Source organism: Arthrobacter sp. 92, assembly GCF_050260325.1.
Taxonomy (GTDB): domain Bacteria; phylum Actinomycetota; class Actinomycetes; order Actinomycetales; family Micrococcaceae; genus Arthrobacter.
Map to the genome: position 1 here is coordinate 2,328,757 of NZ_CP189863.1, position 12,540 is coordinate 2,341,296.

Sequence of the window (12,540 nt, forward strand, 5' to 3'; positions counted from 1 at the left end):
GGAGCGATGCGTCAGGCCTGGCCCGTTGGGGCCCTGGCGGCGGCCGATGGCGGGGCGGCCATCGCTCTGCACGGATATCTGGGTACCATCATTTTGTGGAGGTTCCATTCATCTGCCCGCTCCGCGGATGTGCCTCATGAGCGCCGTCACGGTAAAGCGGCGGGACGTCTTGAACCGGCGCATCCGGTGGTTCGTGACGGCCACGATCAGTTACAACGTGATCGAGGCGGTCGTCGCCGTCGTTGCCGGGACGGCCGCCTCGTCGGTAGCGCTGATTGGCTTCGGCCTGGACTCAGTGGTGGAGGTACTCTCCGCGGCCGCAGTGGCCTGGCAGTTCGCTGGCAGGGATCCGGGGCCCAGGGAGAAGACGGCCATGCGGGTCATTTCCTTCTCATTCTTTGCCCTCGCCGCGTACCTCGTTCTCACCTCGGGGCTGAAGCTGTTCGGCGTCAACGAGCCGGTCGATTCTCCGGCCGGTCTGGTGCTGACCGCGCTGAGCCTGGTCATCATGCCTTTGCTGTCCTGGGGACAGCGGCGGGCCGGCCGGGAGGTGGGTTCCCGGAGCGCCGTCGCCGATTCGAAGCAGACCCTGCTGTGCGCGTACCTTTCCGGCACGGTGTTTCTGGGACTACTGGCTAACATGCTCTACGGCTGGACCTGGGCCGACCCCGTGGCTGCGCTCGTCATCGCCGGCGTCGCGGTGCGGGAAGGCCTGGAAGCCGCGCGCGGGCAAACGTGCTCCTGCGCCGTCCCGCCGTCGGGAAGGATTGCCCGTTGACTTCCGGCTCCGGAGGTCTAACGTTGAATTACGTTCAGCACGGATCTGCTGAGCGTGAGTGCGTTGAGGGGGACGGCGGCACATATTGCCGGTTGTTCGTACACCAGGCCTCAGGTCGGCGGCCGGCGCCCTTTTAGCTCAGGTGGCGCCCTTTTAGCTCAGGTTTAGTCCAAGCGCCCCTCCCTCAGTCCCAGGTCGTGTCCCGATGTCCGCAAATTTCGTAACCTCCCTTGCGGTGAAATCCCTTGACATACCCGACAAGAAACGCTGCCCGGAAAAGGCGGAATTCGATCTTGTCACCGTCAATGACTATTCAGTGGCCAGGCTGATTCTCGGCCCGGGCTGGCGGTGGTCCGAGTGCATCAAGCCGCTTGAAAAGACGGCCTTTTGCCAGCACAACCACTTGGGCTTCTGCGTCTCCGGAATGCTGGAGGTCGCCACGTCCGAGGGCCTGCGCTCCACGATTCACGCCAATGACACCTATGCAATTCCGCCGGGGCACGACGAATGGGTTGTGGGCTCGGAGCCCTTTGTGGCCGTCGAGTTCCTCGGGACGGCATCCTACGGCCAGCCCAGCCGCGGCATGCATGCCCGGACCTGAGGGCGGGCCGGGGAGCGGAATGGCGGCCCGCTCCGGGATCCACGGGTGCCCCCCATGGTAGGATTGTTCGTTGTCTGGCAAGGCACGGACGCACACTCCACCAAATTCGTTATTTGATGCGGGTTGCCCTGTGCCCAGTAGCAAAAGGCAGCGGTTGGCCGATGCTCTCCATCGTGGAGGCCAGTAACACTGACACACCGCAGATATTGGAAGGACACAAGTGGCTAACAACACTCGTGCTCGCCGTACCGCACGCCTCTCGCGTGCACTCGGCATCGCTCTTACCCCCAAGGCCGCCAAGTACATGGAGCGCCGCCCGTACGGCCCCGGTGAGCATGGCCGTGCCCGCAAGAAGCAGGACTCCGACTACGCCGTTCGTCTGCGTGAAAAGCAGCGTCTGCGTGCTCAGTACGGCATCCGCGAAGCACAGATGACCCGTGCCTTCGAAGAAGCACGCCGCACCAAGGGCCTGACCGGTGAAAACCTGATCGAACTGCTCGAAATGCGTCTCGACGCCCTCGTGCTGCGTGCAGGCTTCGCCCGCACCATCGCCCAGGCCCGCCAGCTGGTTGTGCACCGCCACATCCTGGTTGACGGCATCCGCGTTGACCGTCCGTCGTTCCGCGTCGGCGAGGGCCAGCTGGTCCACGTTCACAGCCGCAGCGAAACCATGCCTCCGTTCCAGGTTGCAGCAGCCGGCGCTCACCGCGACGTTCTGCCCCAGGTTCCGGCCTACCTGGACGTCAAGCTTGACGCCCTGCAGGCACGCCTGGTCCGTCGCCCGAAGCGCTCCGAGGTTCCCGTAACCTGCGAAGAGCAGCTCGTCGTCGAATTCTACGCACGCTAAATAAACCGCAGCGTATCCAGAGAAGCCCGTGGCAAGCGCCACGGGCTTCTTTGTATGTAAGGTACTTGGGGGAGTTCCACGATTGCGGCAATTTGCGCCGTCGCGGAACGCGCAGCAGTCCACGGAAATTCAAGGAGATGAACGTCTATGTCTGGTGGCGATATTGCCGGCCTGATCGCAGCGGGGGTGTTCGCACTCCTCGTGCTGCTCCTGGCCGTGCCGATCCTTAAGCTTGGGCGCGTCTTCGACGAAGTCAGGACATCCATCCGTTCCATCAGCGACGGAGCCACGCCCCTCATGGACGAAGTGACGGCCACCGTGTCGACCACCAACGAGCAGCTGAAGAAAGTGGACGGCATCGCCTCCAACGTCTCGGACGCCTCAGCGAACATTTCCGCTCTGTCATCGCTGGTTGCCGCAACAGTTGGTTCGCCGCTGATCAAGGTCGCGGCTTTCAGCTACGGCGTACGTTCCGCGCTCTCGGCACGCAAAAATCCCGCTACCGGCCGCCGCAGCCGCTGAGTCCGGACGGAGAACCGACATGAAAAGAATTGTTTGGATGGGTATCGGCGTCGCTATCGGCGTGATCGCCTTCCGGAAGATCAGCGAAGCGCAGTCCAGCCTGGGCCCCGAGGGCCTGAACCGGGCCGTGGGGCGCCTCGCCGACGGCATGTATGACTTCGCGGACGCCGTGCGGACAGGAATGCACGAGCGGGAGTCGGACCTGCGGTCGGCCCTGGGAATCGATACCCAGGACATCGTCCGCCGCTAGCGCGGAAAGAACGGCCGTTCGTTTGACCAGGCGGGAACCAAACCGCAGCGCAGACGAGGCAGAATTGATATGGGTGTTCCGGGCGATGGCCGGGAACGCCGCGCAAACTATGCGCAGTGAACTAAGAAGGGTAAGTAATCAGCTCATGAAGTCGCAGGAGATCACCAAGCGCTGGATCGACTTTTTTGTCAGTAAGGGCCACACGGCGGTTCCTTCGGCCTCCCTGGTTTCCAGCGACCCGTCCCTGCTGTTCACGGTGGCCGGCATGGTGCCTTTCATTCCTTACCTGACCGCGCGCGAGGAGGCGCCCTACAAGCGTGCCACCAGCGTGCAGAAGTGTATCCGCACCGGCGACATCGAAGAAGTGGGCAAAACCGCCCGGCACGGCACCTTCTTCCAGATGTGCGGCAACTTCTCCTTCGGCGACTACTTCAAGGAAGACGCCATCAAGTTCGCCTGGGAACTGCTGACCACCAGCGTGGACGACGGCGGCTACGGACTGCCGCCCGAACGCCTCTGGGTCACCGTCTACAAAGAGGACGACGAAGCCCAGGAGCTGTGGCTGAAGAACACCGGCGTCCCGGCGGAGCGCATCCAGCGCATGGGCAAGGCTGACAACTACTGGAACACCGGCCAGCCCGGGCCCGCCGGTCCTTGCTCCGAGATTTACTACGACCGCGGACCGGCTTACGGGGTCGACGGCGGCCCCATCGCTGACGAGAACCGCTATGTCGAAATCTGGAACCTCGTATTTATGCAGTACCAGATCGATAACGTCCGCTCCAAGGACGACTTCGACATTGTCGGCGAGTTGCCCAAGAAGAACATCGACACCGGGCTGGGCATGGAACGGCTCGCCATGATCCTGCAGGGCGTCGAAAACATGTACGAGACGGACCAGGTCCGTCCGGTGATCGACAAGGCCGCGGCACTCTCCGGCAGGGAGTACACATCGGCCGAGTCCGCCGATGACCCCCATCACACCGATGACGTACGGATGCGAGTGGTCGCTGACCACATCCGTTCTGCCCTTATGCTGATCGCCGACGGCGTCACACCCTCCAACGAGGGCCGCGGCTACGTGCTGCGCCGCCTCATCCGCCGCGCCGTGCGCTCCATGCGGTTGCTCGGCGTCGAGAAGGCGTGCCTGCCTGATCTCCTTCCCGCGTCCCGGGACGCCATGAAGGGCGTCTACCCCATCGTGGAGACCGACTTCGACCGCATCAGCCGGATCGCATACGCCGAAGAGAAGGCGTTCCTGCGGACCATCGCCTCCGGTACGGCCCGGCTCGAGGACGCCGTCAAGGAATCCAAGGCGGCCGGACACCCGCTCTCGGGAGCAGACGCCTTCGCCCTCCACGACACCTATGGTTTCCCGATCGACCTCACCCTGGAAATGGCCGAGGAAGCCGGCCTCAGGGTGGACGAGTCCGGGTTCCGCAAGCTCATGCTGGAACAGCGACAGCGCGCCCAGGCGGACGCCAAGGGCAAGAAGGGTGCGCACGCGGACCTGAGCGCATTCCAGGAACTGCTCTCCGAAGGCGAGACCGTCTTCACCGGCTACACCGAGCTTGCCGGCGAATCCCGGGTCCGGGGCATTCTCACCGGGGGCCGCAAGGTGGCTCAGGCCTCCACCGGCGAGGAAATCGAACTCGTGCTGGCCGAGACCCCGTTCTACGCCGAAGCCGGCGGCCAGGCCGCGGACACGGGCCTCATCACCGGTGACGGATTCGTCGTCGAGGTCCTGGACGTCCAGCGCCCCGTCAAGGGACTGAGCGTGCACCGGGCAATCGTTCGCGAGGGCGAAATCGGTGCGGACTCCCTGGTCCACGCAGCAGTTGACCGCGAACGGCGCCACTCGGCCGAACAGGCTCACACCGGAACCCACATCGTGCACGCCGCCCTGCACCAGATCCTGGGCCCGGAGGCACTCCAGCGCGGCTCCTACAACAAGGCCGGCTACCTGCGCTTCGACTTCGCCTGGGGCGAGGGCCTCAGCGCCGCAACGCGCTCGGAAATCGAGGAAGTCTCCAACCTGGCCATCCGTAACAACTTCCAGGTTGAGACCAAGGTCATGGCGCTTGCTGATGCCAAGGCTCTAGGCGCCATGGCACTGTTCGGCGAGAACTACGGCAACGAGGTCCGGGTTGTGGAGATCGACGGCGCCTGGTCGCGTGAACTCTGCGGCGGCACCCACGTTGCCAACACGTCGCTCATCGGCAGCCTTTCGTTGCTCGGGGATCAGTCCGTGGGTTCAGGGAACCGGCGCGTGGAAGCCTTCGTGGGCATGGAGGCCTTCCGCCACCTCGCCGCCGAGCGCGCCCTCGTCACCGAACTTACCGAAATGCTGAAGGTGCCCTCCGGGCTGCTCGCAGACCGCATCGCCACCACCTTGACCAAGCTCAAGACCGTGGAGAAGGAACTGGAGCGCCTGCGCAAGGAGCAGTTGGCGGCAGCGGCGGGCCAGCTCGTCGGAACCGCACGCGATGCCGCCGGCGTCCGGGTGATCGCCCACGACGCCGGGCAGGTCAGCGGAGCAGACGACCTTCGCGGACTGGCGCTGGACCTTCGCAACAGGATGGGCTCCGAGGCGGCCGTGGTGGCGGTGGCCGGAGTGAGCAATGACCGGCCCATCATCCTGATTGCCACCAACGAGGCGGCCCGCACGGCGGGCGTGAAGGCAGGAGCCCTCGTCCGGCTCGCCGCCGGGATCCTCGGTGGAGGCGGCGGTGGCAAGGACGACGTCGCCCAGGGCGGCGGCACCGACACCACGAAGGTGGAGGCGGCGCTTACCGCCGTCGTGGATGCCATCACCCGTCGATAGCTGAACCTGTGAATGAATCTACTGCGTCCCGCGCCTACCCCCAGGGGATCAAACTGGGGGTGGACGTGGGCACGGTCAGGGTGGGAGTCGCAGTCTGCGACCGCGACGGAATCCTGGCCACGCCCCTTAAGACCCTCGACCGGAACGTGAAGAAAAACACGGATGTGCGTGTGTTGGCGGCTTTGGCCGCCGAACTCAACGCCGTGCAGATTTTCGTCGGCCTGCCGCGGACCCTCAAGGGTGAGGAGCATGCCTCCGCCCGCATGGCCACGGACTACGCCCAACTGCTGGTCGACGCCTTGCAAAAGGGCGGCCATGCCATTCCCGTCCAGCTGATTGACGAGCGCCTGAGCACCGTCACGGCCCACCGGAACCTGCACGAAGCTGGCATGAGCAGCAGGGATCACCGTAAGGTAGTGGATCAGGTCGCGGCTGCGGGCATTCTGCAGCACGCAATCGACATGCAAAAAGCCAGGGGAACGGATGTTGGGAGCCGCGTCATTGCGGCACCGCAGACGGGGCATTCCGGGGAGGCCGCAGCCAAAGGTGCTGCACGTGCCGTTCCCGGAACAAACATGCAATCTTCAGAAGATGGAAGGCTACAGTGAGCCCGGTCAACAGCCGCGAGTCCTCAGGTGACGAATTCAGTGACCTGGGACGTCAGCTGACCCGTAAGGAAATCCGTGCCAGGGAGAAGTTCCTGGCCACGGAGAACAATGACGTGGTCCCCCCGCAAGCCTTCGTAACCGGTCACGAACCGGTCCAGCCGCCAGAGCAGGCTGAACCTGAGGAGCACCCCGGAGTGCATCCGCAGGTCCCTCCCGTAGCCCCGTCAGTTCACGAAACCGCGGCTCAACAAACGCCGGTGCCGGACATGCCGGAAGCTGCGACAACTGTTGAGCATCCCGCCGCACATTCCACGCAGCACGAGGACCAGCAGCACGAGGACCACGCCATGCATCACCTTCCGGCTGATCCCGAGCCCTTGTCTGAGGACGCAGCCCACGGTGGAAGCGCCGAGACGCATGGCGCTTCCGAGTACGCCCCGCCAGCCCATGACGTCCATGACGCGCACGCCATCGATGATCACGCCGTCCATGATCACGCTTTCCATGATTACGATGCTTACCCCGAGGCACACGCCCACGATGCGCCAGGACACGCCTACGCAGACCACCACGAAGATGAGGCCCACCATCTCTACGACGACGCCGACGTCTTCCACGACGACCACCATGCCGATGACCCCGGGCACCCGCTCGCGGCCGAAGAGGTCACGGCAGCGGTGAGCCCGGCCAAGTCCAAGAAGGTCCGGCGACGACGCCGTTTACTCGCACTCCTGCTGACGCTTGCCGTCTTCACCACCGCCCTAGTGGTGGGGGCCCAGTTCCTCAAGCCGTTGCTGGGCGGCGACAAGGTGGCTGATTATCCCGGGCCCGGCTCCGGCCAGGTCAACGTTTCCGTGGAGCCCGGCGAAGGAACCAGATCCGTCGCCACCAAGCTCGCGGACCAGAAGGTCATTGCCAACGCGGACACCTTCCTGCGCGAACTGACCGCCGCCGGCGGCACCCTTGCCCCCGGCCAGTTCCAGTTCCGACAGGAAATGAAGAACTCCGACGCCGTCGCCATCCTCATTGGCAAGGAACAGGGCAAGGTGATGTATTTTGCGCTCAAAGCCGGGTTGCGCGTCGGTGAGTCGCTGCAGGCGATCTCGGACGGTTCGGGCATCCCGGTCGCAGACCTCAAGGCGCTCAGCGACGCGCCCGCCCAGTTTGGCTTGCCGGCGAAGGCCAAGAACCTCGAAGGATTCCTGGCGCCGGGGGAGCACCGGTTCCCGTTGGGTACGTCCGCGAAGGACATCCTCCAGAACCTGGTTGGCAGCACCGAGGACGAGCTCAAGGCACAGGGAGTCACGGATCCGGCGAAACAATATGACGTGATCACCGTGGCCAGCATCGTCCAGGCCGAGGGCGGCCAGGCGGACTACGGCGACGTGGCCGGTGCCATCTACAACAGGCTCAAGCCCAACAACACGGAGACCGCCGGGCTGATCCAGTCAGACGCCACCGTCACCTACGGCCTGGGCATCAAGAGCCTCCAACTCGACGAGACCCAGAAAGCGGACAAGTCGAATCCGTACAACACCTACGCCAACCCGGGCCTGCCGGTGGGCCCCATTGGTTCACCCGGTAAGACGGCCATCGACGCCGCAGCGAAGCCGAAGAGCAATGACTACCTGTACTGGGTGACCATCAACCTCGACACCAAGGAGACCAAGTTCTCCAAGACGCTCGCGGAGCACCTCGGTTACGTTGACCAGTACAACGCCTGGTGCGCGGCCCACGCGAACCGTTGCACGTGAGCCAGCGGGCGGCCGTTCTTGGCCATCCGATAAGCCACTCCAAGTCACCGGCCCTCCATCGGGCGGCCTATGCCAAACTTGGCGTGGACATGGCCTACTCCGCCATCGACGTCACCGTACCGTCGCTGCCCGCGTTTATGGCGTCCGTCCGTGAAGAGGCCGGCTGGCGGGGACTCTCGGTGACCATGCCGTTGAAATCCGCCATGGTGGCCGAGGTGGACGAAGTCCGTGGCGTGGCCGGAATCCTGGGCGTGGTCAACACCGTGGCGTTCGAAACGGATGGAGCGACTGTGCGCCGGATCGGCTACAACACCGACGTGGCCGGCATCGTCAACGCGGTGCGTTATGCAGGCGTTGCACCTGCCCCTTCAGCCGTTGTACTCGGCGGAGGAGGTACCGCCGCTGCGGCGATTGCGGCGTTGAAAGAGCTCGGTGCCCCATCGGCTGACGTTTTCGTGCGGAACGTCAGCCGAGCCAGCGAAGCCCGTGCCGCCTCCGCAGGAGTGGACCTGCCCATCCGCGTACTTCCGTTGTCCGCGGCGCCGCCTGTGATGGCGGCGGCCGACATCGTCATATCCACCCTCCCTCCCCTCGGGGCCGACACGCTGGCTGAGGAACTGGCCACCCTGCGGGAGCCCACGCCAGGGATCCTGCTGGACGTGGCCTATGATCCGTGGCCCAGCCGGATCGCATCGGTGTGGCAACGCGGCGGCGGGACCGTGGTCCCCGGCATTGAAATGCTCCTGTACCAGGCCGTGGAGCAGGTGCGCCTCTTCACGGACCTTGGCGGGGACGTGGCCACTGAAGTCATAGATGTGATGTGTGACGCAGTCGGGGTACCCCGACGAGTGTTCTGACCGCCCGACGTGGCAGGATGGATTTATGTTGCGTTGGTTGACTGCCGGAGAATCCCATGGTCCGGCCCTGGTCGGAATAATCGAAGGCGTGCCCGCCGGTGTTGAACTCACCAGCGGCCAGATCGCCGATGCCCTCGCCCGCCGCCGCCTCGGCTACGGCCGCGGCGCCCGGATGAAGTTCGAGCAAGATGCGGTCACCGTCCTTGGTGGAGTCCGCCATGGAATAACCCAGGGTGGCCCCGTTGCCATCCAGGTGGGCAACACAGAATGGCCCAAGTGGGAGCAGATCATGTCCGCGGACCCCGTGGACCCTCAGGTTCTGGCCGATCAGGCACGCAACGCGCCCCTGACACGTCCGCGTCCCGGCCACGCTGATTTCACCGGCATGCAGAAGTACGGCTTCGCTGAGGCGCGTCCCGTGCTGGAACGCGCCAGCGCCCGGGAAACCGCCACCCGCGTGGCCCTCGGAACAGTTGCCGCGCAGTTCCTGAAGGCTCTCGGGATCGAACTGGTCAGCCACACCGTCTCGATCGCCAGCGTCGCCGTGCCGGAAGGACGTCCGCTGCCGGTCCCGTCCAACGTCATGGCCCTCGACGCCGATCCGCTGCGCTGCTTTGACCGGCAGACTTCCGACGCCATGGTGGCCGAGGTGGATGCCGCCCATAAGGAAGGCGAGACTCTCGGTGGAGTGGTGGAAGTCCTCGCCTACGGCCTCCCGCCCGGACTCGGCAGCTACGTCCACTGGGACCGTCGTCTTGATTCGCGGCTTGCTGCCGCACTCATGGGCATCCAGGCGATCAAGGGCGTTGAAGTCGGCGACGGCTTCCTCACCGCCTCCCGCCGCGGGTCGGCCGCCCATGACGAGATCGTCAAGGACTCCGATGGCAGGATCATTCGCACCAGCAACCGCGCCGGCGGCATCGAAGGCGGCATGAGCATCGGCGACGTGTTGCGCGTCCGCGCCGCCATGAAGCCCATCGCCACCGTCCCCCGGGCTCTCAGGACCATTGACGTCAGCACGGGGGAGGCCGCAAAGGCCCACCACCAGCGTTCGGACGTCTGTGCAGTCCCCGCCGCGGGCGTGGTCGCCGAGGCAATGGTGGCACTGGTGCTGGCCGAAGCCGTTGCGGAAAAGTTCGGCGGCGACTCCGTGACTGAAACGGCCCGGAACATCAAGGGTTACCTGGACAACATTCCGGCTTCCCTGGACTCGATCGGACACTAGTGCCGGTCAGTAGCGGTAAAAGCACAGCAGTGGAGCGGCCTATTGCGCTGATAGGGCCCATGGCTGTGGGCAAGTCAGCCATCGGACAGCAACTGGCCCAGCAACTGGGTGCGGCGTTCGTTGATACCGACGTCATAATCGTGGAAAACCACGGGACCATCGCGGACATCTTCGCCGCACGCGGTGAGGGCGCCTTCCGCGAACTGGAAGCCCGCACCGTGGCCAAGGCCATTGAGGAGGCCGAGCGCACTAGGACCGTCATCTCCCTTGGCGGGGGAGCGGTGCTGGATTCAGGCACCCAGCAGCTCCTGGCACGCTGCACAGTGGTCTACCTTGAGTGCGACGCCGACACCGTGGCCGAACGCATCGCCAGGAATTCGGGCAGACCCCTTCTTGCGGGCGACGCCATGGGACGTTGGCGGGCGCTCTTCGCAACCAGGAAACCCGTGTATGAACGGCTTGCCGACCTCGTTCTCGATGTGCGCCGTGGCTCGGTTGCCGATCTCGGGCGCCGGCTGGAAGAGGCGCTGCGTGAGTTCGCGGCATCGAAAACGACCGCTCCGGACAGCGTGGCCGCAACAAAGGAAGTTAATAAGTGACTAGCGAATCAACTGTCATCAAAGTCACCGGCAAGTCTGCCGCGGACAACTACGACGTCGTTGTGGGCCGCGGCCTGCTCGAACGCCTTCCGGCGCTCCTGGGGGAACGCGTCAAACGCGTCCTGGTGGTCCACCCCCGCGCCCTGAGGCTCACCGGTGACGCTGTCCGCGACGAGTTGGCTGCCGCCGGCTTCACGGCACTGACCGCCGAAATCCCGGACGCCGAAGAAGGCAAGCACATCCAGGTGGCGTCGTTCTGCTGGCAGGTTCTCGGCCAGAACGACTTCACCCGCTCCGATGCTGTGGTGGCCGTGGGCGGAGGGGCCGTGACCGACCTTGCCGGATTCGTGGCCGCAACCTGGCTTCGTGGCGTCAAAGTCATCCATGTGCCCACCAGCCTCCTTGGCATGGTGGACGCCTCCGTGGGCGGCAAGACCGGGATCAACACCGCCGAGGGCAAGAACCTTGTTGGCGCCTTCCATCCGCCGGCCGGTGTCCTGGTGGACCTAGACACGCTTAACACGCTGCCGCGCAACGAGATCATCTCCGGAATGGCCGAGGTCATCAAATGCGGCTTCATCGCTGACCCGGCAATCCTCGACCTCGTGGAAAAGGATCCCGCCGCCGTCACCGATCCGCAGTCGACGGTCCTGCGGGAGCTCATTGAGCGCGCCATCGCAGTCAAAGCCGACGTCGTGTCGGAAGACCTCAAAGAATCCGGCAGGCGCGAAATCCTCAATTACGGCCACACGCTGGGCCACGCCATCGAACTGGTGGAACGCTACTCCTGGCGTCACGGCGCAGCCGTGTCGGTGGGGATGATGTTTGCCGCCGAACTCGCACGCAGCGTGGGGCGGCTCAGCGACGCCGACGCCGACCGCCACCGCAGCATCCTGGAAACACTCGGACTGCCCATCACCTACCGCCGGGACCGCTGGCAGGGCCTCCTGGACGGCATGCGCCGGGACAAGAAATCCCGTGGCGACCTGCTCCGTTTCGTGGTGCTCGACGGCATTGCCCGGCCAGGAATCCTCGACGTCCCGGACACGTCCCTGCTGTTCGCCGCATACCAGGAGATTGCCTCTTGATGATGAGCGAAGTCATGATGGATGCCATGGGCGGTACGAGCGAGTGGCCGGATGCAGGTTTTCCCGGAATCAAGATCAACCCGGTCACGCTGGTTCCGCAGATCGTCAGCGGCGACGCCGTCGCCCAAGCGCTGGCGGCCTCCGCGGACCCCGGTGACCTGATTTTCGTGCGGCTCGTCGAAGGACGCCCCGCCGAGGCCGCCGAGCTTCTCGCCGAGGCCCGGTACAACGACCCCTCCTCGCTGCGGCTGCGCATCTTCGAAGCAGATGTACTCCGGGTCTCCAACCGGCTCGACCGGGCGGTTGGATTGTTCCGCCAGCTGCTGGCCGAGACACACGGCACGCCGGACGAGGCCGTTATCCGCGAGCACCTCGGACGGTCCTACTTCGCCAGCGGCAATATCGCTGCCGCCGTCGAAAGCTTTGCCCGGGCCCTGGACCTGCGCGTGGCCGGGGCCGCCGACGCGGCCCTGATTTACGCCTCCACTGTGGCGCTTCAACGCGCCCGCGACGTGCTGGATCTCGGCACCTGAAACCGGCCAGGCCGGCCCTCCGCGGGGGCCCTCCACCACCACGTCCGGCAAGGC

The 12,540-nt window shown here is 65.0% G+C and carries 13 protein-coding genes; all 13 read left to right on the forward strand.

The window, feature by feature from the left end; all coding sequences use genetic code 11:
* Positions 1-136 precede the first annotated feature (136 nt).
* The gene (locus ACP4XC_RS10705; protein WP_427174945.1) at positions 137-778 is read left to right on the forward strand and encodes a cation transporter; all 642 of its coding nucleotides are present in this window, start codon (positions 137-139) and stop codon (positions 776-778) included.
* 205 nt (positions 779-983) lie between these two features.
* A complete protein-coding gene (locus tag ACP4XC_RS10710) occupies positions 984-1,379 on the forward strand; it encodes a cupin domain-containing protein (RefSeq protein ID WP_427174946.1) in 396 nt (131 codons plus the stop codon).
* 220 nt (positions 1,380-1,599) lie between these two features.
* Positions 1,600-2,226 (forward strand): 30S ribosomal protein S4, encoded by a 627-nt coding sequence (gene rpsD / locus ACP4XC_RS10715; RefSeq protein ID WP_011692125.1) that lies wholly within the window; start codon positions 1,600-1,602, stop codon positions 2,224-2,226.
* A gap of 147 nt (positions 2,227-2,373) precedes the next feature.
* Positions 2,374-2,748, forward strand: coding sequence for a DUF948 domain-containing protein (locus tag ACP4XC_RS10720; protein WP_427174947.1), 375 nt, complete (start codon positions 2,374-2,376; stop codon positions 2,746-2,748).
* Between the two features lie 19 nt (positions 2,749-2,767).
* Complete coding sequence (locus ACP4XC_RS10725; protein ID WP_427174948.1) at positions 2,768-2,998, forward strand: DUF6167 family protein; 231 nt, start codon at positions 2,768-2,770, stop codon at positions 2,996-2,998.
* A gap of 145 nt (positions 2,999-3,143) precedes the next feature.
* Positions 3,144-5,822: an alanine--tRNA ligase gene (gene alaS, locus ACP4XC_RS10730; RefSeq protein ID WP_427174949.1), complete on the forward strand. Its 2,679-nt coding sequence runs from the start codon at positions 3,144-3,146 to the stop codon at positions 5,820-5,822.
* An 8-nt stretch (positions 5,823-5,830) separates the two neighbouring features.
* Positions 5,831-6,430 (forward strand): Holliday junction resolvase RuvX, encoded by a 600-nt coding sequence (ruvX, locus tag ACP4XC_RS10735; RefSeq protein ID WP_427174950.1) that lies wholly within the window; start codon positions 5,831-5,833, stop codon positions 6,428-6,430.
* Positions 6,427-8,184: an endolytic transglycosylase MltG gene (mltG, locus tag ACP4XC_RS10740; protein ID WP_427174951.1), complete on the forward strand. Its 1,758-nt coding sequence runs from the start codon at positions 6,427-6,429 to the stop codon at positions 8,182-8,184. Before ruvX ends, mltG begins: the two co-directional genes overlap by 4 nt.
* Positions 8,181-9,041: a shikimate dehydrogenase gene (locus ACP4XC_RS10745; protein WP_427174952.1), complete on the forward strand. Its 861-nt coding sequence runs from the start codon at positions 8,181-8,183 to the stop codon at positions 9,039-9,041. Before mltG ends, ACP4XC_RS10745 begins: the two co-directional genes overlap by 4 nt.
* A gap of 25 nt (positions 9,042-9,066) precedes the next feature.
* The gene (gene aroC / locus ACP4XC_RS10750; protein WP_427174953.1) at positions 9,067-10,266 is read left to right on the forward strand and encodes a chorismate synthase; all 1,200 of its coding nucleotides are present in this window, start codon (positions 9,067-9,069) and stop codon (positions 10,264-10,266) included.
* Positions 10,266-10,865: a shikimate kinase gene (locus tag ACP4XC_RS10755; RefSeq protein ID WP_427174954.1), complete on the forward strand. Its 600-nt coding sequence runs from the start codon at positions 10,266-10,268 to the stop codon at positions 10,863-10,865. The genes aroC and ACP4XC_RS10755 overlap by 1 nt, the downstream gene beginning before the upstream one ends.
* Complete coding sequence (gene aroB, locus ACP4XC_RS10760; RefSeq protein WP_427174955.1) at positions 10,862-11,953, forward strand: 3-dehydroquinate synthase; 1,092 nt, start codon at positions 10,862-10,864, stop codon at positions 11,951-11,953. Before ACP4XC_RS10755 ends, aroB begins: the two co-directional genes overlap by 4 nt.
* Positions 11,954-11,967: 14 nt before the next feature.
* Positions 11,968-12,486 (forward strand): tetratricopeptide repeat protein, encoded by a 519-nt coding sequence (locus ACP4XC_RS10765; RefSeq protein ID WP_427175087.1) that lies wholly within the window; start codon positions 11,968-11,970, stop codon positions 12,484-12,486.
* Positions 12,487-12,540: the final 54 nt, after the last annotated feature.

Coding starts and splice junctions, on each gene's coding strand:
- ACP4XC_RS10765 (WP_427175087.1), top strand. CDS start 11,968: ATGATGGATGCCATGGGCGGTACGAGCGAGTGGCCGGATGCAGGTTTT.
- alaS (WP_427174949.1), top strand. CDS start 3,144: ATGAAGTCGCAGGAGATCACCAAGCGCTGGATCGACTTTTTTGTCAGT.
- ACP4XC_RS10725 (WP_427174948.1), top strand. CDS start 2,768: ATGAAAAGAATTGTTTGGATGGGTATCGGCGTCGCTATCGGCGTGATC.
- aroC (WP_427174953.1), top strand. CDS start 9,067: ATGTTGCGTTGGTTGACTGCCGGAGAATCCCATGGTCCGGCCCTGGTC.
- ACP4XC_RS10705 (WP_427174945.1), top strand. CDS start 137: ATGAGCGCCGTCACGGTAAAGCGGCGGGACGTCTTGAACCGGCGCATC.
- ACP4XC_RS10710 (WP_427174946.1), top strand. CDS start 984: ATGTCCGCAAATTTCGTAACCTCCCTTGCGGTGAAATCCCTTGACATA.
- ACP4XC_RS10720 (WP_427174947.1), top strand. CDS start 2,374: ATGTCTGGTGGCGATATTGCCGGCCTGATCGCAGCGGGGGTGTTCGCA.